Origin of the sequence: Thalassobaculum sp., from assembly GCF_965223715.1 — a bacterium.
Classification (GTDB): domain Bacteria; phylum Pseudomonadota; class Alphaproteobacteria; order Thalassobaculales; family Thalassobaculaceae; genus Thalassobaculum.
On record NZ_OZ245012.1, the window covers coordinates 733,415 to 754,888 of the forward strand.

Consider the following 21,474-nt stretch of genomic DNA (forward strand, 5'->3'; position numbering starts at 1 on the left):
CGCCTTATACGGCAGGGACCGCGGATCGGACGTGTGGCGGCGTTCCTATCTCCTGGCGGCGGCCAGCAGGTCCCCTACCGCACCGGCGAAGACCCGCGCACCGGTGATGATGTCCTCATCGGACGTGTTCTCGCTCCAGTGGTGCGACACGCCGTTGATGCTCGGTACGAACAGCATGGCGCAGGGGATGTAAGGGGCGAGGGTGCGGGCGTCGTGGCCAGCACCGCTCGGCATCAGGGTATGCTTGCCCGGGCAGATCCGCTCGGCAGAGGCGGTGAAGGCGGCCTTCAGCTTGTCGTCCATCAGCGCCGGCTTGGTGACGCTGACCACCTCCAGCCGTATGGCGCAGGGACCGTTGGCGTCCTCGGCCCCGATCAGCTCCTCCAGCTTGGCATGCATGCGGTCGAGCACCGCCGGGTCGGCATCGCGGAACTGGAACAGGATCTCGGCCCGTCCGGGGACGATGGCCGGCGCGCCGGGGTCCAGGGTGATGCGGCCGGTGGTCCACACGCTGAGTTCGGCCGCGATCTTGGGAAACTCGTGCTCGATCGCCTGCAGCAGGCGCGTGGCGGCAACGCCGGCGTCGCGCCGCATCTTCATCATGGTCGTGCCGGCATGGTTCTGCTGGCCCTCGATGATGATCCTGTACTGCCAGGAGCCGACGATGGAGGTGACCACGCCGATGGTCAGGTCGTTGGCCTCCAGCCAGCCGCCCTGCTCGATATGGGCCTCCAGGAAGCAGAGATAGCGGTCGCGCTCCATCTGGCGGCGCGGTTTGCCGGCCAGGCCCGCCTTGGCCAGCGCCTCGCGCAGGGGCTGTCCGTGGGTGCGGTCGACCGCCTTGTCGATGGTCTCCTCGGTGAGTTGGCCGACCCAGGAATTGCTGCCGGGCATGTCGCTGAAATGCCCTTCCTCGTCGGCGAAGGCGATCACGTCGACCCCGCTCTCGCCATAGGCGTCGCTCTCGGCCACCGCCCGGGCGGCTTCCAGCGCGTAGAGCACGCCGAGCGCCCCGTCGAGCCAGCCAGCCTCGTTCTGGGTCTCGATATGGGAGCCGGAGAGGATGTGCGGCCCTTTGCCAGGTGCCCGGCCGATCACGTTGGCGATGCCGTCGATCTCCGCGTCGTGGCCGATGGCCCGCAGCTTCTCGACCAGCCAGTGCCGGGAGGTCATGTCGTCCGCCGACAGGGTCGGCCGGTGCACGCCGGTCTTGAACGTGCCGATCTTGCGCAGGTCGTAGAGATCCGCCAGCAGTCGGTCCGCATTGATCTCGAGCATCTCTGGCCTCCTTGTCGTTACGGGCGGGCGAACACGGCGGGAAGCCGTCGGGTGTCGGAACCGTTGCCCCGATCAACCGTTGGCATTTGGTGCGGTGCACAAAAGTCTGGCCGAGTCGGAGGCGGACTCACAAGAGGGGAAACGTGCGCGACGGCCCAGGATGGGTGGCCCCGCAAGATCGTAAAACCGCTCAACGGAGGCGACCCGTTGAATTTGAAGGAATATTACGGCGCATGCATCGGTTCCAGTATGGAAATGGTGCGATGCGAAATGACCTTGGCCCGTTTATTGCTTGTTAAGAAGGATCAGGTATCCTTCATGGGCTAAAGAAAATGTCTCCCGATCCCGCAACCCCAACCCTCGGCACGTTCCCGATGACCGTTCTCTCCCTGATCTCGCGTCTGCGTCACGATCTCTTTTCCTGGTGGGGCAAGCGCGCCTATCACCCCGAGAAGCGGTACATGCGCGGCACCCGCGACGCCTGAGCGTTCGCGCCGACCGCCGCGTCGCCGGAACATAGAGCCGGCGCAGCCGGCCGTGTGAGGCGCCATGCGCCGACCGGCCTTCCCCGATTGCGGGTCGCTCACTCCCTCAAGCCCGATCCTCTGCCGATTGCGATGCGCCGTCGGAACTTCTGCGTGTCGCCGTTTGCCCCTCCCAATCGCGGCCCGGCATGCCATGCTGCGCCGTCAACAAGACCATGCGAGGTGAGGATATGGATGTGCGGCTCGATGGGCGCTCGGCGCTGATCACCGGAGGCAGTCTCGGCATCGGCCGGGCGATCGCCATGCGCTATGCGGAAAGCGGCGGGCGGGTCGCCATCGTGGCCCGGCGCCAGGAGACGCTGGACGAGGCGGCGGCGGCGATCAAGGAGGCCACCGGCGCCGACATCGTCACCATCTCCGCCGACATCTCCACCGCCCAGGGCTGCGAGATCGCCTGCGACATCGCCCAGGCGCAGCTCGGCGCGGTCGACATTCTGGTCAACAATGCCGGCTCCTCCAAGCGCGGTCCCTTCGCCAGCCACGACGATTCGGTGTGGCAGGCCGACCTGGACCTGAAGCTGTTCGCCGCTATTCGGCTCTGCCGACGGCTGATGCCGGAGATGCAGCAGCGCCGCTGGGGGCGGGTGATCAACATCCTGAACACGGGGGCGAAGGCGCCGCCGGCCCAGGGCGCACCGACTGCGGTGACCCGCGCCGCCGGCATGGCGCTGACCAAGGCGATGGCCAGCGAATACGCCCCGTACAACGTCCTGGTGAACGCGCTGCTGGTCGGCCGGATCGAAAGCGACCAGTGGGTGAAAAGGCATGCATCCGAGAATGGAAATCGTTCTCTGGAGGACTATTATGCCGAGATGGGCGAGACGATCCCCATGGGCCGCGTCGGCACCGCCGAGGAGTTCGCTGCCGTCGCCACGCTTCTGGCCTCCAAGGAGGGCGGCTACGTGACCGGTACCGCGATCAACATCGATGGCGGTTTGTGTCCGGTGGTCTGAGGAGCGTCGTCTGCGCCGGTCGTATCGGTTGGAGAGCAGTGCGTGAGAATGGGTAACGCCGGCCGCAGGTGCCGGTCATGACGGACGTGGTCGGCGTGCCGTTCGACTATATGCCCCTTATTCTGGCGACCACGGCGTCGCTGATGTTCGCCATCGGCGCCCAGTGGCAGAATATCGGCCTGTCGACCGTGGACGGCAGAACCGGGGCGATGGTCTCGATCACCGCCGCGGCGGCGACGCTGTGGATCTTCGCGCCGTTCTTCATGGAGTGGCACTACTGGCTGGAGCCGGCGGTGCTGATCTTCGCCGCCATCGGCCTGTTCCGGCCAGCGGTCTCCGCCAACCTGGCGGTGGCGGGCATGAAGTATCTCGGCCCCACTTTGGTCAGCACGCTCGCCTGCACCTCGCCGCTGTTCGGGACGGTGATGGGGGTGCTGATCCTGGGCGAGATGTTCACCTGGCCGCTCGCGATCGGCACCGGCGGGATCATGGCGGCGGTGCTGCTGTTGTCCAAGCGCGGCAAGGTGAAGGTCGACTGGCCGTTCTGGGCCCTGTTCCTGCCCATCGGCGCCGCCTTCCTGCGCGCACTCGGCCACGTGCTGTCGAAGATCGGCATGGAGGCGGGCATCCCCGACCCGTATTTCGCCAGCATCGTCGGCTTCACCGTCTCGGCCTTCCTGACCTGGTCGGTGCGCGGGGTGCGGCGCGAGCCGGTGGTGGTGAACTGGCGTGCCCCGGGGGTGAAGTGGTTCGCGCTCGGCGGGGCCACGACCTCGGCGGCGATCATCTGTCTGAACACCGGGCTGTTGCGTGGCGACCTGGTGGTCATCGCCCCGATCGTGGCGACCTCGCCGATCTTCACCATGCTGCTGTCAGCCCTGGTGTTCCGCCGCGAGCGGTTGACGGGTAAGGTGGTGATCGCAACCTTTATCGTCGTGGGCTCCGTCATCGTCATCGCGCTCGGGCGCTGATCCGGACGGCCGACGCCGCGCATCCGAGGAGACTGCCATGAACGTCCAAGCTCCCCTGTCGCCGACCCGTGCGGCCGATCCGCGCGAGGCGCGGCGGCAGATCCGCGAGGGGAAACACACCGGGCACACCGCCGGGCTGGCCCCAGGCTACCTGCAGGGCAATCTGGTGATCCTGCCGGCGGCCCACGCCCTCGACTTCTTCCGGTTCTGCCAGCGCAACCCGAAGCCGTGCCCGCTGGTCGGCGTATCCGATACCGGCAATCCGGACCTGTTCACCCTGGGCAAGGATGTGGACATCCGCACGGACGTTCCGTCCTACAACATCTTCCGCGACGGCGTGCTGACGGAGTCCGTGCCGGACATTAAGGCGCTGTGGGGCGAGGACTCGGTCGCCTTTGTGATCGGCTGCTCCTTCACCTTCGAGCAGGCACTGGTGACCGACGGCATCCGGCTGCGGCACTGGGACGACGACACGACCGTTTCCATGTACCGCACCAACATCCAGACCACGCAGGCCGGCCCGTTCCGTGGCGAGATGGTGGTCTCCATGCGGCCGATGACCATGGCCAACGCGATCAAGGCGGCGGCGATCACCGCCCGCTTCCCGCATGCCCATGGCGCGCCGGTCCATATCGGCGACCCGGCGCAGATCGGCATCGCCGACCTGTCCAAGCCCGACTTCGGCGATCCGACCCGGATCGAGGAGGGCGAGGTCCCGGTGTTCTGGGCCTGCGGCGTCACCCCCCAGCGCACGGTGCTTGAGGCGAAGCTGCCGCTGGTCATCACCCACACGCCGGGTCACATGCTGGTCACCGACATCCCGGGCTACGAGGCTGGCGGCGGCTGACCACAGCGCCATACCCCACAACGAGAAGCCCCCTCTCCGGCGCCGGAGAGGGGGCTTTTTCGTCGGTACCGTCAGGGCTGCTCAGTAGAACAGCGACGGCAGCCACGTGGCGATCTCCGGGAAGCCCACCAGCAGCGCGATCATGGCGAACATCGCCAGCAGGAACGGGATCACGCCGACCATCACGTCGGACATCGGCCCGCTGCCGCGCACGCCCTGGACCACGTACAGGTTCACGCCGATCGGCGGGGTGATCAGTGCGGCCTCCAGCATCACCATCAGCAGGATGCCGAACCACACCGGATCGTAGCCGAGGCCGACGATGATCGGGGTGATGATCGGGGCGGTGGTGATCAGCATGGAGAGCGTCTCCATGAAGCAGCCGAGCACCAGGTAGAACACGATCACCGCCAGCAGGGTCTGGAACGGCGACAGGCCGAGCGAGGTGATGAAGGTGGCCAGCGCCTGGGTCAGGCCGATCATGCCGAGCACGAAGTTCAGGAAGATCGCGGCCATGATGATCAGCATGACCATCGCCGTGGTCTTCATGGTGCCTTCGATCGCCTCGCGCAGCATGGAGATCGACAGGCTGCGGTAGCAGGCGGCCAGCACCAGGGCGGCGACCACCCCGAGGGAGGCGGCCTCGGTCGGGGTGGCGATGCCGGCATAGATCGAGCCGACCACCACCAGGAAGATGCCGAGCGGCGGCAGCAGGTCCGGCAGGACCCGGGCGCGCTCGCGCCAGGAGGTCTCGACCTTGTCGCCGTCCAGGCTCGGCCGGAAGGTGCAGAACAGGATGACCGCCACCATGAACAGGCCGGCCAGGATCAGGCCGGGGATGAAACCGGCGAGATACAGCTCCGGCACCGAGGTGTCGGTCAGCAGGCCGTAAACGATCAGGTTGATCGACGGCGGGATGAGGATGCCGAGCGTGCCGCCGGCGGCCAGGGTGCCGAGGAACAGCCGCTCGTTATAGCCGCGCTTCTCGACTTCGGGCAGGGCGACAGTGCCGACCGTGGCCGCCGTGGCGACCGAGGAGCCGGAGGTCGCCGCGAACATGGCGCAGGCACCGATATTGGAGTGCATCAGACCGCCGGGCAGCCAGGACAGCCACTGCACCAGGGCGGCGTACATGCGCTGGGCGATGCCGGCGCGCAGCAGGATCTCGCCGAGCAGCACGAACATCGGAATGGCGACCAGCAGGAACTCGATCGAGGTCTGCCAGGCGTTGTCCGCCAGCCCGCGCCACAGGAACCCGCCGGAATAAAGCTGATCGAGGGCCAGTCCGAGCGTGCCCAGCGCCGCGGCGATCGGGACGCTGAGGGCAATCAGCACAATGAGGATGATCAGCGTAGTGCCGAGCATGGCGTCTCAGTCTCCCAAATATTGGCCGCGATCAGCCGGCGTGGCCGCCGTCGCCGCTTTGCATTTCTTCATCGAGTGTCGGGACCCCGGCGATGTCGTGCACGCCCGTCAGGTCGCCGCGCAGCAGCCGGACCAGCGCCACCACGAAGACCAGCAGCACGGTCAGGCAGAAAACGACCATGCCGGCGAACCAGAGGGACTGGGGGATCGCGATCGGCGTCTGCAGGGGGGTGATGGACTTGGTCCAGAACGAGATGTTGTCCTGCAGCATCAACCAGCTGCGCCAGGTCAGCGGGAAGAAGAACACCGCCAATCCGACCAGGGCGACCAGATCGAGGATCGATCGCACGAACGGGGGCAGGGGAATGTACAGCGCGTCGATCCGGACATTCGCGCGGTGCAGCACCGCATAAGGAAACGCGAAGGCCGTGGAGATCGCGAAGACGTATCCGGAGATTTCGTCCGCGCCGCCGAGAGTGACGAGGAAGACGTCTCGCAGGAAGACGTCGATTGTCACCATGATTGCGGCGCCGATCAGTCCGACACCGCCGATCCAAACCATGAGGCTTGAAAGCTTGAAATTCGCTGCGAGAAGTTTATCCAGCACCGCTTGGCACCTTCCGCTCGATTGCGGGGATTGAGATCGACCCGGATACTATACAGCACCCGGGTCGATCTTCCGTGAAAGGATTGTGCCTTACGGCTTCGGCGCGGTCACCCCGGTGACCTTACCGACCGTGGCATTCCAGTCGTCGATGCACTTCTCACCGGCCTTTTCGACGCAACGCTCGGCCCAACGCTTGAGGACGACTTCCTCCAGCGCCTTCTTGCGCGCGGCCGTGTCGGCATCCGACAGCTCGACCAGCTTCATGTTGCCGGCTTCACCCTCGGTGCAGGTCCCACCCTGGCCAGTGTTGCAGATGATGCCCATCTCGTCTTCGGCAATCATGTTCTTCCAGGCGGTCTCGTCGTATTCCTGCATCATCTTCTCGACGAAGGCCTTGGTCTCATCGCTCATGCGATTCCAGGTACCGAGGTTCATCGCCGCGAAGGACATGGAATAGCCGACCCGCAGCGGGAAGGCGTGGGTGGCGACCTGGTACCACTTGGCCTGGTAGGCCGGCATGGTGCCGGTGATGCCGCAGTCGACGACCTTCTTCTCCAGGGCCGGAACGACCTCGGCGAAGGCGATGGTCACGGACGTGCCGCCCAGACCCTCGACCAGATCCCCCATCGAGGTGGTGTAGACGCGGACCTTCTGGCCCTTCAGGTCCTCGACGCTGTTCACCTCGGCATTGCACCACAGCATCTGGCTCGGGAACGGATAGACCGCCAGGAGCTTGGCGCCGTAGGTCTCCTCGAACTGCTTCTCCATGATCGGCCAGTAGGCCTTGGCGGAGCCGCGGACGTCTTCCCAGCTCTGGGCGACACCGGCGATGTCGATCCCCTCGACCACCGGATCCTCGCCGGCGATGTAGCCGACCACGCCGTGAGCGACGTCGAACACGCCGATCTTCAGCATGCGCATCACTTCGAAGCCCTTGATGCCGACATCGGTCTGCGGCACGGCATCGGCCGTGATCTTGCCGCCGGACTTCTCGGGCATGGTCTCGTTCCAGAACGGTCCTTCGTTGACCTTCCAGTTGGACAGGTTGCCCCAGGTGCCGACGACCTTGAGGTTCATGGCATCCAGTTCAGCCGAAGCCGGCCCGGCCATCAGGCCGACCGACAGCAGAGCCGCACCGAATACGGTTAGGGATTTACCCATTCATTGCCTCCTCACAAATCGAGAGCGCATCAATAAAGTGCGCATGTGTGTTGTTGGCCATCGCGTGACTGGGCGGCAGTCAACACCAACGTCAGAAGCAGGTCAAAGGGGGTAATAATCCGCACTTTTTCAACGGATATATACCCGAACCCCTTCTTGCAATTGATGATCTTACCGCCCTATGGCCAACTCCCGGGGGCATTGTATACACAGTAGGCTGTTAACGATCCATTAAGGAGATGACCGATGGCTCGCGTCCGCGATGTTGAAATCCATGAAGTGCCGGAGGAGGTCCGGCCGGTCTACGAACGCTTCGCCCGCGACTACGGTCCGTTCCTGAATCAGGTGAAGATCTTCGCCCATCGGCCGCCCGCCCTTAAGCACATCATGGGCCTGCTGTTGGACTTCGCGGACGAGGCGATCCTGCCGAAGCGCTACCTGGAGATCGCGCTGGTCGTGGTCTCGAAACTGAACGCCTGCGAGTACTGCGTCATCCACCACGCGCCGCGCCTGATGGAGCAGGGGGTCTCGGCGGAGTCGGTGGAGCGGATCCTCGACGACGAGGTCCCCGGGTTCGACGAGGTGGACCATCTGGTGCGCGATTATTCGGTCAAGGTCACCAACGACTTCAACCGGGTGCGCGACGCCACCTTCGACGCGCTGCGTCAGCACTTCACGGAGGAGCAGATCGTCGAGCTGACGCTTCGAATCGCGCTCTGCGGTTTCTTCAACCGCTTCACCGACGTGCTGCAGATCGGGGTCGAGGAGGGCGCCATGACCGACATGCTGTCGATCGGCGCCGGCAAGGAAGACCGGCCGACGGCGGCGGCCGAATAGGAAACGGCGGCCGTCCATCCCACGGTGGGACGGACGGCCGCCGCCGATCGGTGTTACGGCTTCGGCGCGGTGACGCCGGCCACCTTGCCGATGGTGGCGTTCCAGTCGTCGATGCACTTCTCGCCGAACTTCTCGACGCAACGCTCGGCCCAGCGCTTCAGCACGACATTCTCCAGGATCTGCTTGCGCTTGGCGTCGTCCGCGGCGCTCGGCTCGACCTTCTTCATGCCGCCGGGATCACCCTCGGTGCAGGTGCCGCCCACGCCGGTGTTGCAGATGATGCCCATCTCGTCCTCGGCCATGGTGTTGGCCCAGGCGGTCTTCTCGAACTCGGCATACTGCTTCTCGAAGAACGCCTTGGTCTCGTCGTTCATCCGGTTCCAGGTGGTCAGGTTGATCGCCGCGAAGGTGGCGGTGTAGCCGACCTTCATCAGATAGGCGTGGGTCGCGATCTGCCACCATTTGGCCTGATAGGCCGGCATGGTGCCGGTGATGCCGCAGTCGACGACCTTCTTCTCCAGGGCCGGGACGACCTCGGCGAAGGCGATGGTCACCGAGGTCGCGTTCAGACCCTCGATCAGGTCGCCCATGGATGTGGTGTAGACGCGGACCTTCTTGCCGGCGAGGTCCTCGGCGTTGTTCACGTCGGCATTGCACCACAGCATCTGGCTCGGGAACGGATAGAGCGCCATCAGCTTGGCGCCATAGGTCTCCTCGAACTGCTTGGCGATGATCGGACGGTACGCGTCCATCGAGGCCTTGGCGTCGTCCCAGTTCTGGATGACGCCCGCCAGGTCGACACCCTCGACGATCGGGTCTTCACCGGCGATGTAGCCGACCACGCCATGGGCGACGTCGAACACGCCGATCTTCAGCATGCGCACGACCTCGAAGCCCTTGATGCCCACGTCGGTCTGCGGCACCGCATTGGCGGTGATCTTGCCGCCGGAGGCCTCCGGCATGGTCTTGTCCCAGAAGGGCTGCTCGTTGACCTTCCAGTTGGACAGGTTGCCCCAGGTTCCCACGACCTTGAGATTGAGCTGGTTCAGTTCGGCCGAGGCCGGCCCGGCCAGCAGACCGAGCGACAGCAGGGCGCCACCCAGCGCCGTAAGCGTATTTCGCATCCGTGTTTCCTCCACTGTTTGGTTCTGGTTCCCCGCGCCCTTCGTGTGGGGCGCTTTCGACTTTCTGATAGCCGGGTGGAAGTAGGCACGACTGAAAACGATTGGTAAAGGTATGGAATACAGCACTGCCCCTCAGGCAGGCCGCGTCTAGTTCACCGCGCGCGAACACGTGCCGCCGGCTGGCGAGGCCTTGTTCCCATCAAGTTTCCCTGCCGGCCGGGGCCCGCCAACATTTCGGCCTTACTGAGCGTAGGGACGCATCACGCGGCGGCGCGCGCCCGTGCGTCCTGCAGCACCATCTCCGCCCCTTTCTCGGCGATCATGATCGCCGCGGCGTTGGTGTTGCCGGAGACCAGGGTCGGCATGATCGAGGCGTCGATCACCCGCAGCCCCTCCATCCCGTGCACCCGCAGCCGGTCGTCGACCACCGCCATCCGGTCGCTGGCCGGGCCCATCTTGGCGGTGCCGGCGATGTGATACAGGGTCTGGCCGGTCTCACGGGCATAGCGCTCGAAATCGGCGTCTGCGGCGCAGTCGGGGCCCGGAGTCATCTCATGGCCGCGATAGGGGTCGAGGGCGGCGGCGCCGGCGATGCGGCGGCCGATCTTCATGCCCTCCACGATCGCGTCGACGTCGACCGGGTTGCTCAGGAACCGGCCGGTGATCGCCGGTGGGGCCGCCGGGTCGGGCGACTTGATGTGGATCATGCCCTGGCTCTCGGGGCGGAGCTGACAGACGGCCAGGGTCATGCCCGGCTCCTTCTCCAGCTTCCGGGTCGCGGCATCGGCGTAGCTGGCATGGGCCAGATGGAACTGGACGTCGGGCGTGTCCATGTCGGGCCGGGTCTTCACGAAGCCATGCACCGCGCCGGCGCCGTAGGTGAGAATGCCCTCACCGAACAGGGCGTAGCGGGCAAGTTCCTTGACGAACGGCAGGCCGCGGGTGAGCTGGTTCAGGGTGATCGGCTGGGTGACCCGCCAGCGCATGCGGGTGCCGTAATGGTCGCGGTAGTTCTCGCCGACGCCGGGCAGGTCGTGCACCACCGGTATGCCGTGCTTCGACAGCAGCGCGCCCTGTCCGATCCCGGACAGTTCCAGGATCTGGGGCGACTGCACCGCGCCGGCGGACAGGATGACCTCGCCCCCCGCACGGGCTTCGCGTTTCTGGCCGTCGACCGTGTAGCGGATGCCGACAGCACGCCGGCCCTCCATGATCAGCCCGGTGGCGAAGGCCCGGGTCTCCACCGTCAGGTTCGGCCGGCCCATCACCGGGTGCAGGAAGGCCCGGGCGGTACTCGCCCGCTTTCCCTTGCGCATGGTGAGCTGATAGTAGCCGAAGCCCTCCTGGTCGCCGTTGTTGTAGTCGGGATTGCGCGGGAAGCCGGCCTGCTCGCCCGCGTCGATCCAGGCGTCCAGCAGCGGGTGCTTCTCGGTGGTGGTGGTGACCGTGAGGGGACCTTCGGTACCGCGGCTGTCGTCGCCGCCGTCCACGAAGGTCTCCGACTTGCGGAAATAGGGCAGCACCGACTCGTAGCTCCAACCGCGATTGCCGAATTGGGCCCAGGTGTCGTAGTCGAGCGGCTGGCCTCGCACGTAGAGCAGGCCGTTGATGGAGGAGGAGCCGCCGAGGGTCTTGCCCCGCGGGGTGGCGATGGCCCGGTTGCCGGTCCCTTCCTCCGGCTCGGTCCAGAAGCCCCAGTTGTAGTCCTTGCTGGTCAGCAGTTTGTAGAAGCCGACGGGGACGCCGATATAGGGGCTGTCATCCTTCGGGCCGGCTTCCAGCAGCAGCACCCGGTTGGCGGGATCCGCACTCAGCCGGTTGGCGAGCACGCATCCGGCCGACCCGGCGCCGACGATGATGTAGTCCCAGGAAGGGGAAGAGGCGGTCATGGGGTTTCCTCACGCTTTTGCGCGCGAGTGTAGGGCGCGGGCCGAAGGCGGTGAAGGTAGGGAAGTCCGCTTCTCGCTTTCCTACAATCTTCACCCACTCCCCGGATTTATTCCGGGGCCCACCTTTCATCCCGAACGGGAAGCGGGGATTGGCTGTCCGTGCTCGGGCCCACCCCCACTGTGGGCCCCGGAATAAATCTGGGGAGTGAGAAGAAGTGATCGTGCGGGGGGAACTACCCCGCCTGGGATTCCCGCTGGGCGGTGCGCCAGTCGGGCGCGATCCACACCTCGGCGTTGTCGCGGGCCGGGGCCGGGCGGCCGCGGATCAGGTCGGCCGCCTTCTCCGCCACCATGATGGTCGGGGCGTTCAGGTTGCCGTTCGGGATCGTCGGGAAGATCGAGCTGTCGGCCACCCGCAGCCCCTCCACCCCGATCACCGTCAGGTCCGGGCGCAGCACCGTCTCCGGGTCGTCCGGGTTCCCCATCCGGCAGGTGCAGGACGGGTGATAGGCGCTCTCCACATTCGCGCGCACCCAGGCGTCGATCGCCTCGTCGCTGGTCACGTCGGCCCCGGGCTGGATCTCCTCGCCGCGATAGGGATCCATCGCCGGCTGGGCGATGATCTCGCGGGTCAGCCGCACCACCCGCCGCCAGTCCTCCACGTCCTGCTGGTCCCGCAGGTAGTTGAACAGGATCGTCGGCTTGCTCTCCGGGTCGGCATCGGCGATGTCGATCCGGCCGCGGCTCTTCGGCTTGTTCGGCCCGACATGGACCTGAAAGCCGTCGCCGTCGAAGGCGGCGTTGCCGTCGTAGCGCATCGCGCCCGGCAGGAAGTGATACTGGATGTCCGGCCATTCCAGCCCGGCGCGCGAGCGGATAAAGGCGCAGGATTCGAAGTGGTTGGTCGCGCCGAGACCGGTGCGGAACAGCAGCCACTGGGCGCCGATCATCCCCTTGCGCCACAGCGACAGGTGCCGGTTCAGGCTGAGCGGCTGGGTGCAGCGGAACTGGAAATAGACCTCCAGGTGATCCTGCAGGTTGCCGCCCACCCCCGGCCGGTCGGCGATCACCGATATGCCGTGGCGCTTCAACTCGCCCGCCGGCCCGATACCGGAACGCTGCAGGATGGTCGGCGAGCCGACGGAGCCGGCGGCCAGGATCACCTCGCGCCGGGCCGCCGCCTCTCGGGAGATGCCGCGGGTGGAGTAGGAGACGCCGGTCGCGCGGCCGTTCTCGATGGTCACCCGGTCGACCAGGGCGTGCTTGACCACCCGCAGGTTGGCCCGGCCCTTGGTCGGGCGCAGGTAGCCGCGCGCCGTCGACCAGCGCAGCCCGTCGCGCACGGTCATGTGCATGGCGCCGAAACCTTCCTGGCGACGGCCGTTATAGTCCTCGGTGGCGCCGTAGCCCGCCTGGACGCCGGCCTCGATGAAGGCCTTGTAGAGCGGGTTCTTCATGCGGTTGCCGTTGGAGGTGGCCAGCGGCCCGTCGCCGCCGCGATAGGCGTCGGCCCCGCTCTCCCAGCTCTCGGCCCGCTTGAAGTAGGGCAGCACGTCGGCATAGCCCCAGCCCGTGGCCCCATGCTCGACCCACTGGTCGTAGTCGCGGGCATGGCCGCGCACATAGACCATGCCGTTGATCGAGGAGGATCCGCCGAGCCCCTTGCCGCGCGGGCAATGCAGGCGGCGGCCGTCCAGGCCCGGTTCCGGCTCGCTCTCGTAGAACCAGTTGAACCGTTTCATGTTCATCGGGATCGACAGGGCCGAGGGCATTGAGACGAAGATCGACCGGTCGCCGCCGCCGCCTTCCAGCAGCAGGACCCGGGTCTTGGGATCCTCGCTCAGGCGGTTGGCGAGCACGCAGCCCGCCGAACCGGCGCCGACGATGACGTAATCGTACGTGTCTATGGTGTCGCTACGATCAGGCATGAGGCCGCATGCCACGGGCCGCGGGCCCGTGCAAGGAAATCCGGACGCCGGGGCGGTGGGTCCCGGCCGAGGTCCGTCCCGGATTAAATCCGGGACGGACCTCGCCGGGATGACGGGGAGGGTAGTCAGCTAATCCACGCATCGTCATCCCGGTGGACCCCGTCCCGGATTTAATCCGGGATTGATCCGGGGGCCGACCGGGACCCAGTGTGCTCGGTCCCCGCCTTCGCGGGGACGTAAGAGGGAAGCTGGGCTTCCCTCTTACGTCTGCGTCCCGCCGTTGCTGGCGATCATCTGGCCGTTGATGAAGCCGCCGCCGTCGGAGCACAGGAAGGCGGTCAGCGCCGCGATGTCCTCGGGCTGGCCGAGACGTCCGACTGGGATGCGGTCGAGCTGGCTCTTGATGTGATGGGTCATGGAGGTGTCGGCATGCTCGGTGTCGATCGGGCCCGGCGAGATCGCGTTCACCGTCACCCCGCTCGGCCCGAACTCCTTGGCCAGCGCCTTGGTGAGGCCCCACAGCCCATGCTTGGCGGCGGAGACCGGCGCGCGGCCGGCATAGCCGTGGATCGCGTTCATGCCGGTCAGGTTCACCACCCGGCCCCAGCCGCGCTCCACCATGGCGCCGCAGAACGCCCGGCACAGGTAGAAGGCGCTGGTCAGGTCGGTGTTCATCACCCGATGCCAGTCCTCGTCGCTCATCTCCAGGAACGGCTTCTGCGGCCGGATCGCGGCATTGTTCACCACCACGGCGACCGGGGGCATGTAGGCCTCGACCTGGGCCTTGAGCGCGGACACGGCGGCGGAGTCGCCCACATCGGCCATGACCACCAGCGCCTTGCGCCCCACTGCGCCCACATCCTTGGCGACCGCCTCGCAGGCGTCGCGGTTGGCGCGGCCGTTGACCACGATGTCGAAGCCGTCGCGGGCGAGGGCAACGGCAATGGCGCGGCCGATATTCTGGCCGGCGCCGGAGATCACGGCGGTCGCGGGGGTGTCGGGCATCGGGGCCTCCCTGGGCTCGGTTGATTGGGACAGGGTCGTGTTTTGCCGAAGCCTAGGCGAAGCCGGCGGCCAAGGGAGCACCTGAAATCCGCATGGAGAGACTTCCCGCCGGATCGGCGGTTTGACCTGGATCAATGTGCGCCCGGCCCGAGACCCGCACTGTGACCGGACACGAGCGAACGGGAGCGAGCCCATGTTTCTGCACCGACACGCCACGGCCGCGCTGCCGCGCTATACGAGCTATCCGCCGGCCAACCGCTTCCAGGACGGGGAGGGGCGGGACCTGTATCCCTGGTGGCTGGAGGGGCTGACCCCGGCGCAGCCGCTGTCGCTCTACCTGCACGTCCCGTTCTGCTCGCAGCTCTGCTGGTACTGCGGCTGCCATACCTCGGTCGCCAATGACAGCTCGCGCATCGACCAGTTCGTCGGCCGGCTGATCAACGAGATCCTGATGGTGTCCCGGCGCGTGATCGATCCGGGTGAGGTCTGCGCGATCCATTTCGGTGGCGGCACGCCGACCATGATGTCGCCCCAGGCGATGAAACGGGTGATGCAGACCCTGCGCGACGCCTTTCCGGTGCGCGCCGATGCCGAGATCGCGGTGGAGATCGATCCGCGCACCCTGGACGACGCCCATGTGGCGACCATGGCGGCCGCGGGCGTGACCCGGGCCAGCCTGGGCGTGCAGGACGTCGATCCCGAGGTGCAGCGCGCGATCAACCGGATCCAACCGACCGAGCTGGTCGCCGACCGGATCGCCGCCCTGCGGGCTGCCGGCATCCGCAGAATCAACGCCGACCTGATGTACGGGCTGCCCGGCCAGACCGTTGAGCATGTCCGCCGCTCGGCCGATGCGGTCACCGCCCTGGGCGTCGATCGTGTCGCGGTCTTCGGATACGCCCATGTGCCGTGGTTCAAGAAGAACCAGGGCGCCATCGACGAGAGCCTGCTGCCGGGGGCGGAGGCGCGGTTCGAGCAGGCCGAAGCCGCCGAGGAGCAACTGGTCGCCGATGGGTATGAGGCCATCGGCATCGACCATTTCGCCCGGCCGCAGGACAGCCTGGCCGTGGCCGCGCGCGAGGGGCGCCTGCGCCGGAACTTCCAGGGCTATACCGACGATCCGGCCGAGACGCTGCTCGGCTTCGGGCCGTCCTCGATCTCCGCCCTGCCGGGCGGCTACGCTCAGAACGCACCCCATGTGAGGCAGTGGAGCGAGGCGGTGGACGCCGGCCGCCTGGCCGCCCAGCGGGGTCTGGCTGTCACCTGGGAGGACCGGCTGCGCCGCGCGGTGATCGAGCGCGTGCTGTGCGACGGCGCGGTCGATCTGCTGGCGGTCGCCGAAAGCCGGGGCGACGATCCGACTTTGCTGGTCGATGCCTTCGCCCGGCTCGCGCCGCTGATCCGCGACGGGCTGGTGACGGTCGATCGCTGGCAGGTCACCGCCACCGCGGCTGGCCGCCGGTACTGGCGGGCGATCGCCGCCTGCTTCGACCCCGAACTGGCCCCTTCGGTGGGACGGCACAGCGTCGCTGTGTGACGTAGGGGTCGTGTGGCCCGCCACGGCGGGAAATACTGTACTCTGCCCGCATGGAACTCACCTGGTATCGGGCGCTGGTGATCGCGATCGCCCTGGCCGTGACCGCGGCGGGCCTGTGGTCGCGCTGGCGCTCCGGCGATCTGGTCGACACCCACCGGGAGCGGGTGCTTGCCCTGTGTCCCGACCGGCTGGTCGAGGCCGGCTACGGGACCACACCCGACGGCCTGCGCGCGGACATGGCTGAGCGCTGGGACTGGGGCCGGTTCGAGCCCCGCTCCGAACTCTTCGCCGACCGTCTGCCCCATGCGGCGGAGCGGTTCGAGGCGGTGCGGGCGAGCCTGTATCAGCCCCTGGACGACGGCCCGGACGGCGAGCGCCGCTGTCGGCGGGCGGTCTGCCTCTATTCCGTTCCTCTGGACACGGCGATCGCGTGGGTGCGCGACGGCGCCTGCGGCGGCAGCGGCGGCCATGATCTGGTCACGCCGGGCCTGAAACCGGACATCCTGAACCAGCAATACCGCTGAATCAGGCCCCGCGCGGCCATTCCAACGCCCCCGGGCTTGGAAACCGCGCCGGGCCGGGGCATGCTGCACCGCGACGCCGGCCGGCTGCGGGGCGGCACGATCATTGGACGCGCAAGACGGACATGAACAGGGAACTTCCAGGGAGTGGCATGATGGGTAGGGGAATCAAGGCGCTGGCGCTGGCCGCCGGCATGACGGTCGCGGGTGCGCTCGGGGTCGCGCAGGCGGCCGAGCCGCTGAAGATCGGCATGATGGTCACGCTGTCCGGCCCGCCGGCGGTTCTGGGCCAGCACATCCGCGACGGCTTCCAGCTTTTCGTCGAGGAGAACGGCGGCAAGCTCGGCGGCCGCGATGTCGAGATGATCATCGTCGATGACGAGCTGAAGCCGGACGTGGCGCTCACCAAGGTCAAGGAACTGCTGGAGCGCGACAAGGTTGACTTCGTTGCCGGCATAGTCTTTTCCAACATCCTGCAGGCGGTGTTCCGCCCGGTGACGGAGAGCGAGACCTTTCTCATTGGCGCCAACGCCGGCACCTCGACCTTCGCCGGCCGGGGCTGCAACAAGTTCTTCTTCTCCACCTCCTGGCAGAACGACCAGATCCACGAGGTCATGGGCAAATACGCCCAGGACAAAGGGTTCAAGCGGGTCTTCCTGATGGCCCCGAACTACCAGGCGGGCAAGGACAGCATCAACGGCTTCAAGCGCTACTATCAGGGCGAGGTCGTCGACGAGGTCTACACCAAGCTCGGCAACCTGGACTTCTCCGCCGAGCTGGCGAAGATCGCCGCCGCGAAGCCGGACGCAATGTTCACCTTCATGCCGGGCGGCATGGGCGTGAATCTGGTGCGCCAGTTCAATCAGGCCGGTCTCGCCGACAGCGTGACCTTTCTGTCCGCCTTCACCGTGGACGGAACCACCCTGCCGGCGACCAAGGACGCCGCTCTGGGCCTGTTCTCCTCGTCCCAGTGGACGCCGGACATGGACAATCCCGCCAACAAGAAGTTCGCGGCTGCCTATGAGGCGAAGTACGGCTCCATCCCGTCGCTGTATTCCAGCCAGGGCTATGACGCCGCCCAGCTGATCGACAGCGCGGTGAAGGCGGTCGGCGGCGACCTCTCCGACAAGGACGCGGTCATCGCCGCCCTGGAGAAGGCCGATTTCGCCTCGGTGCGGGGCGACTTCAAGTTCAACAACAACCACTTCCCGATCCAGGACTTCTACCTGGTGAAGGCTGTGAAGCGGGATGACGGCGCCTTCCACACCACCGTGGTGGAGAAGGTGTTCGACGATTACGGTGACGTCCACGCCAAGGACTGCCGCATGAACTGATCGGCTTCGGCCGGATTGGGCGGGCGGAGCCTTCGGGTTCCGCCCGTTTCTGTTATTAGGGGGCCCCGACGACACGAAGGGGGCAGGGGGACGATGACGGCGACGCTGTTCGCGGTGCAGGTATTGAACGGGCTGCAACTCGGGGTGCTGCTGTTCCTGGTGGCGGCCGGGCTGACACTGGTGTTCGGGGTGATGGATTTCATCAACCTCGCCCATGGGGTCCAGTACATGCTGGGCGCCTATCTCGCCGTCACCTTCTACGGCCTGACCGGTAACTTCTTCGCCACGGTGATCCTGGCCATGGCCGCTGCCCTGGTGCTGGGGCTGGTGCTGGAGGTCATCGTCTTCCGACATTTCTACGATCGCGACCACCTGGACCAGGTGCTGGCCACCTTCGGCGTGATCCTGTTTCTCAATGAGGGTGTGCGGATCGTCTGGGGGGCCTCGCCGCTGAGTTATCCGGCGCCGGAGATCCTGCAGGGCGCGATCCCGGTGATGGACGGGTTCGGCTATCCGGTCTACCGCATCGCCCTGATCGTCGCCGGGCTGATCTGCGCGCTCGGCCTGTGGCTGGTGGTGGCGCGCACCCGGGTTGGCATGTTGATCCGCGCCGGTGCGGCCAATCCGTCGATGCTGTCGGCCCTGGGCGTCAACGTCCGCCAGCTCTTCATGGTGGTCTTCGGCTTCGGCGCCATGCTGGCGGGCTTCGCCGGCGTGATGGCCGGGCCGATCTTCTCGGTCGAGCCGGGGATGGGCGACGGCGTGCTGATCCTCGCCTTCGTGGTTATCGTGATCGGCGGCATCGGGTCGATCCGCGGCGCCTTCCTGGCGGCGCTGATCGTCGGGCTGGTGGACACGCTCGGCCGCTCTTTCATGACCGACATCTTCAAGCTGTTCCTGGAGCCGTCCGCCGCGAACCAGGTCGGCCCGGCGATCGCCTCCATGCTGATCTACGTGCTGATGGCCGGCGTGCTGTTCTTCCGGCCGACCGGGCTGTTCCCGGCGCCGGGGCGCGCCTGATGGGTGCCCTGCTGACACGGGAGCGGGCGGTCACCGCGGCCCTGCTGATCGTCTTCGCGGTCCTGCCGATGGTGGCCGAGGCGTTCGAGCTGGGCTACCTGACCAACGTCGCCAGCCGGGTGATGATCTATGCCATCGCCGCGCTGAGCCTCGACCTGATCCTGGGCTACGGGGCCATGGTCAGCTTCGGCCATGCCGCCTTCATCGGCATCGGCGCCTATGCGGTCGGGATCTCGGCCGAGCACAACCTTTGGGAAGGCACGCTGACCATCCCCCTGGCGATGCTGGCCGCCGGGCTGTTCGCGCTGGTCACCGGGGCGATCAGCCTGCGCACCCGCGGCGTCTATTTCATCATGATCACCCTCGCCTTCGGGCAGATGGCCTACTACACCGCCTCCAGCCTGTCGGCCTATGGCGGCGATGACGGGCTGACCATCTGGGGCCGCAGCGAATTCCTCGGCAATTCGCTGCTGGAGGACGACACCGCCCTGTACTTCTTCGTACTGGCGTGCCTGGCGTTGTGCTGGTGGTTCGCCAGCCGGGTCGTCGGCAGCCGGTTCGGCCGGGTGATCGCCGGCGTGCGCGAGAACCGGGCGCGCATGTCCGCCATCGGCTTTGACCCTTACCGCCACCAGCTCGTCGCCTATGTGATGGCGGGCATGATGGCCGGCCTCGCCGGCGCGCTGCTGGCCAACCATGCGGAGTTCGTCAGCCCGGCCTACATGTCCTGGCAGCGCTCCGGCGACCTGATCATCATGGTGGTGCTCGGCGGCATGGGATCGCTCTACGGCGCGGTGCTGGGGGCTGTGGCCTATCTGGCGCTGGAGGACGTGCTGGCGGGCTTCACCGAGCACTGGCGGGTGATCTTCGGCCCGCTGCTGATCCTGATCGTGCTCTACGCTCGCGGCGGCCTCGCCCGTGCCTTCCGGCGGGAGGCGCGCGATGGCTGACCCGATCCTGGAAATCGCCGGCCTCAGCAAAAGTTACGGTGCCCTGACCGTCACGGACGGCGTGAACCTTGCCGTGAAGGCGGGAGGTATTCATGCAATTATAGGTCCGAACGGAGCGGGTAAGACGACGTTGATCAACCAGATCGGCGGCCAGGTCGCCCCCGATGCCGGCACGATCATTCTTGAGGGTCGCGATATCACCGGCCTGCCGATCCATAGCCGCTCCCATCTCGGCCTCGCCCGTTCGTTCCAGATCACCAACGTGCTGCCGGGCTTCTCCACCCTCGACAACGTCGCCGTCGCCGCCCAGGCCCATGCCGGGCACAGTTTCCGCTTCTTCCGCTCCGTTGCCCGCGAGACCGCCCTGACCGAGCGGGCCATGGCCTGCCTGGAGACCGTCGGCCTGGCCGACCGGGCGCAGATCCGGGCGGGCGCGCTCAGCCATGGGGAAAAGCGGGCGCTGGAGATCGCCATGGCCCTGGCGACGGATCCGACGGTGCTGCTGCTGGACGAGCCGATGGCCGGCACCACCCACGAGGAGACCGCCCGCCTGACCGAGACCCTGGAGGGGCTGCGCGGCCGCTTCACCATCCTGCTGGTCGAGCACGACATGGCGGCGGTCTTCGCGCTGGCCGACACGATCTCGGTTCTGGTCTATGGCCGGGTGATCGCCGAAGGCGCGCCCGAGGCGATCCGCGCCGATCCGGAGGTCCGCTCCGCCTATCTGGGCGAGGAGGAGATCCTATGACCGCCCCGCTGCTGGAAGTGGAGGACCTGACCGCCGGCTATGGCGCCGCCCCGGTGCTATTCGGCATGGCGCTGACCGTCCATGCGGGCGAGGTGGTCACCCTGATGGGCCGCAACGGCATGGGCAAGACCACCACGATCCGCGCGGTGATGGGCCTGCTGCCGCCGACCGGCGGCCGCGTGCTCATCGCCGGCGAGGACATGCGCGGACGCCCGGCCCACGAGATCGCCCGCTGCGGCCTCGGCCTGGTGCCGGAGGGGCGGCAGATCTTCCCGACCCTGACGGTGGAGGAGAACCTGATCGCCACCGCCGCGAACCGGCGGGGCAGCGGCGCGCCGCGCTGGGGGCTGGCCGAGGTGCTGGACCTGTTCCCGCGCCTGGGCGAACGGCGGCGGCAGATGGGCGGGTCCCTGTCCGGCGGCGAGCAGCAGATGCTGGCGGTCGGCCGGGCGCTGATGACCAACCCGCGCCTGCTGATCCTGGACGAGGCGACGGAAGGCCTCGCCCCGCTGATCCGCGAGGAGATCTGGCGGGTGCTGGCGACCCTGAAGGGCGAGGGTCAGGCGATCCTGGTGATCGACAAGAACGTCTCCGCCCTGCTGGCGCTGGCCGACCGGCACACGGTGGTGGAGAAGGGCCACGTGGTCTGGGAGGGCGACACCGCCGCCTTCCGCGCCGACGGGGCGGTGATCGAGAAGTACCTGCACGTCTGAGCGCGCCCGCGTTCGGCCACCCACATGATAGGGTGTCAAAACTGTCGCGGTGATGAAACGCCGCATCGACCGCAGCGGGTTGCGGGACTAGGTCATCGATGCGACGAGGGGGATAACCGCGGGCCGCAGGGCCGGCGACAA

The 21,474-nt window shown here is 67.0% G+C and carries 19 protein-coding genes; 11 read left to right on the plus strand and 8 right to left on the minus strand.

Annotated features, from left to right (window positions below):
- Positions 1–45 precede the first annotated feature (45 nt).
- Positions 46–1,278: a hydantoinase/carbamoylase family amidase gene (locus ACOQOP_RS03435; protein ID WP_420564918.1), complete on the minus strand. Its 1,233-nt coding sequence runs from the start codon at positions 1,276–1,278 to the stop codon at positions 46–48.
- A 715-nt stretch (positions 1,279–1,993) separates the two neighbouring features.
- On the opposite strand from ACOQOP_RS03435, the gene ACOQOP_RS03440 reads away from it, so the two are divergent.
- From ACOQOP_RS03440 to ACOQOP_RS03450, 3 genes are all read left to right on the plus strand, one after another.
- Positions 1,994–2,776 (plus strand): SDR family NAD(P)-dependent oxidoreductase, encoded by a 783-nt coding sequence (locus tag ACOQOP_RS03440; protein ID WP_420564919.1) that lies wholly within the window; start codon positions 1,994–1,996, stop codon positions 2,774–2,776.
- Between the two features lie 77 nt (positions 2,777–2,853).
- Complete coding sequence (locus tag ACOQOP_RS03445; protein ID WP_420564920.1) at positions 2,854–3,747, plus strand: DMT family transporter; 894 nt, start codon at positions 2,854–2,856, stop codon at positions 3,745–3,747.
- Between the two features lie 37 nt (positions 3,748–3,784).
- Positions 3,785–4,594 carry a putative hydro-lyase gene (locus tag ACOQOP_RS03450; RefSeq protein ID WP_420564921.1) on the plus strand — a complete coding sequence of 270 codons (810 nt, stop codon included), beginning with the start codon at positions 3,785–3,787 and terminating at the stop codon, positions 4,592–4,594.
- Positions 4,595–4,675: 81 nt separating this feature from the next.
- Here ACOQOP_RS03450 and ACOQOP_RS03455 read toward each other — a convergent pair whose 3' ends face one another.
- From ACOQOP_RS03455 to ACOQOP_RS03465, 3 genes are all read right to left on the minus strand, one after another.
- Positions 4,676–5,959: a TRAP transporter large permease gene (locus ACOQOP_RS03455; protein WP_420564922.1), complete on the minus strand. Its 1,284-nt coding sequence runs from the start codon at positions 5,957–5,959 to the stop codon at positions 4,676–4,678.
- A gap of 31 nt (positions 5,960–5,990) precedes the next feature.
- Positions 5,991–6,566, minus strand: coding sequence for a TRAP transporter small permease (locus tag ACOQOP_RS03460; protein ID WP_420564923.1), 576 nt, complete (start codon positions 6,564–6,566; stop codon positions 5,991–5,993).
- A 90-nt stretch (positions 6,567–6,656) separates the two neighbouring features.
- On the minus strand, positions 6,657–7,727 hold the full coding sequence (locus ACOQOP_RS03465; RefSeq protein ID WP_420564924.1) for a TRAP transporter substrate-binding protein: 1,071 nt from the start codon (positions 7,725–7,727) through the stop codon (positions 6,657–6,659).
- 246 nt (positions 7,728–7,973) lie between these two features.
- Between ACOQOP_RS03465 and ACOQOP_RS03470 the strand changes: the two genes are divergently transcribed.
- Complete coding sequence (locus ACOQOP_RS03470) at positions 7,974–8,564, plus strand: carboxymuconolactone decarboxylase family protein (RefSeq protein ID WP_420564925.1); 591 nt, start codon at positions 7,974–7,976, stop codon at positions 8,562–8,564.
- 53 nt (positions 8,565–8,617) lie between these two features.
- Here the strand turns inward: ACOQOP_RS03470 and ACOQOP_RS03475 are convergent, their stop codons facing one another.
- From ACOQOP_RS03475 to ACOQOP_RS03490, 4 genes are all read right to left on the minus strand, one after another.
- On the minus strand, positions 8,618–9,688 hold the full coding sequence (locus tag ACOQOP_RS03475) for a TRAP transporter substrate-binding protein (RefSeq protein ID WP_420564926.1): 1,071 nt from the start codon (positions 9,686–9,688) through the stop codon (positions 8,618–8,620).
- Between the two features lie 260 nt (positions 9,689–9,948).
- Positions 9,949–11,577 carry a GMC family oxidoreductase gene (locus ACOQOP_RS03480; protein WP_420564927.1) on the minus strand — a complete coding sequence of 543 codons (1,629 nt, stop codon included), beginning with the start codon at positions 11,575–11,577 and terminating at the stop codon, positions 9,949–9,951.
- 233 nt (positions 11,578–11,810) lie between these two features.
- Positions 11,811–13,505: a choline dehydrogenase gene (betA, locus tag ACOQOP_RS03485; RefSeq protein WP_420564928.1), complete on the minus strand. Its 1,695-nt coding sequence runs from the start codon at positions 13,503–13,505 to the stop codon at positions 11,811–11,813.
- Between the two features lie 261 nt (positions 13,506–13,766).
- Positions 13,767–14,510, minus strand: a complete 744-nt coding sequence (locus tag ACOQOP_RS03490; RefSeq protein ID WP_420564929.1) for an SDR family NAD(P)-dependent oxidoreductase — start codon at positions 14,508–14,510, stop codon at positions 13,767–13,769.
- 193 nt (positions 14,511–14,703) lie between these two features.
- Here ACOQOP_RS03490 and hemN point away from each other — a divergent pair, with 193 nt between their 5' ends.
- The 7 genes from hemN (at position 14,704) to ACOQOP_RS03525 (ending at position 21,333) form a co-directional block, all read left to right on the plus strand.
- Positions 14,704–16,047 carry an oxygen-independent coproporphyrinogen III oxidase gene (gene hemN / locus ACOQOP_RS03495; protein WP_420564930.1) on the plus strand — a complete coding sequence of 448 codons (1,344 nt, stop codon included), beginning with the start codon at positions 14,704–14,706 and terminating at the stop codon, positions 16,045–16,047.
- Between the two features lie 50 nt (positions 16,048–16,097).
- A complete protein-coding gene (locus tag ACOQOP_RS03500; RefSeq protein ID WP_420564931.1) occupies positions 16,098–16,571 on the plus strand; it encodes a hypothetical protein in 474 nt (157 codons plus the stop codon).
- A 152-nt stretch (positions 16,572–16,723) separates the two neighbouring features.
- Complete coding sequence (locus tag ACOQOP_RS03505) at positions 16,724–17,902, plus strand: ABC transporter substrate-binding protein (protein ID WP_420564932.1); 1,179 nt, start codon at positions 16,724–16,726, stop codon at positions 17,900–17,902.
- A gap of 93 nt (positions 17,903–17,995) precedes the next feature.
- Positions 17,996–18,922: a branched-chain amino acid ABC transporter permease gene (locus tag ACOQOP_RS03510; protein ID WP_420564933.1), complete on the plus strand. Its 927-nt coding sequence runs from the start codon at positions 17,996–17,998 to the stop codon at positions 18,920–18,922.
- Positions 18,922–19,872 (plus strand): branched-chain amino acid ABC transporter permease, encoded by a 951-nt coding sequence (locus ACOQOP_RS03515; RefSeq protein WP_420564934.1) that lies wholly within the window; start codon positions 18,922–18,924, stop codon positions 19,870–19,872. Before ACOQOP_RS03510 ends, ACOQOP_RS03515 begins: the two co-directional genes overlap by 1 nt.
- Positions 19,865–20,620 (plus strand): ABC transporter ATP-binding protein, encoded by a 756-nt coding sequence (locus ACOQOP_RS03520; RefSeq protein WP_420564935.1) that lies wholly within the window; start codon positions 19,865–19,867, stop codon positions 20,618–20,620. Before ACOQOP_RS03515 ends, ACOQOP_RS03520 begins: the two co-directional genes overlap by 8 nt.
- Positions 20,617–21,333 carry an ABC transporter ATP-binding protein gene (locus ACOQOP_RS03525; RefSeq protein WP_420564936.1) on the plus strand — a complete coding sequence of 239 codons (717 nt, stop codon included), beginning with the start codon at positions 20,617–20,619 and terminating at the stop codon, positions 21,331–21,333. Before ACOQOP_RS03520 ends, ACOQOP_RS03525 begins: the two co-directional genes overlap by 4 nt.
- Positions 21,334–21,474 lie beyond the last annotated feature (141 nt).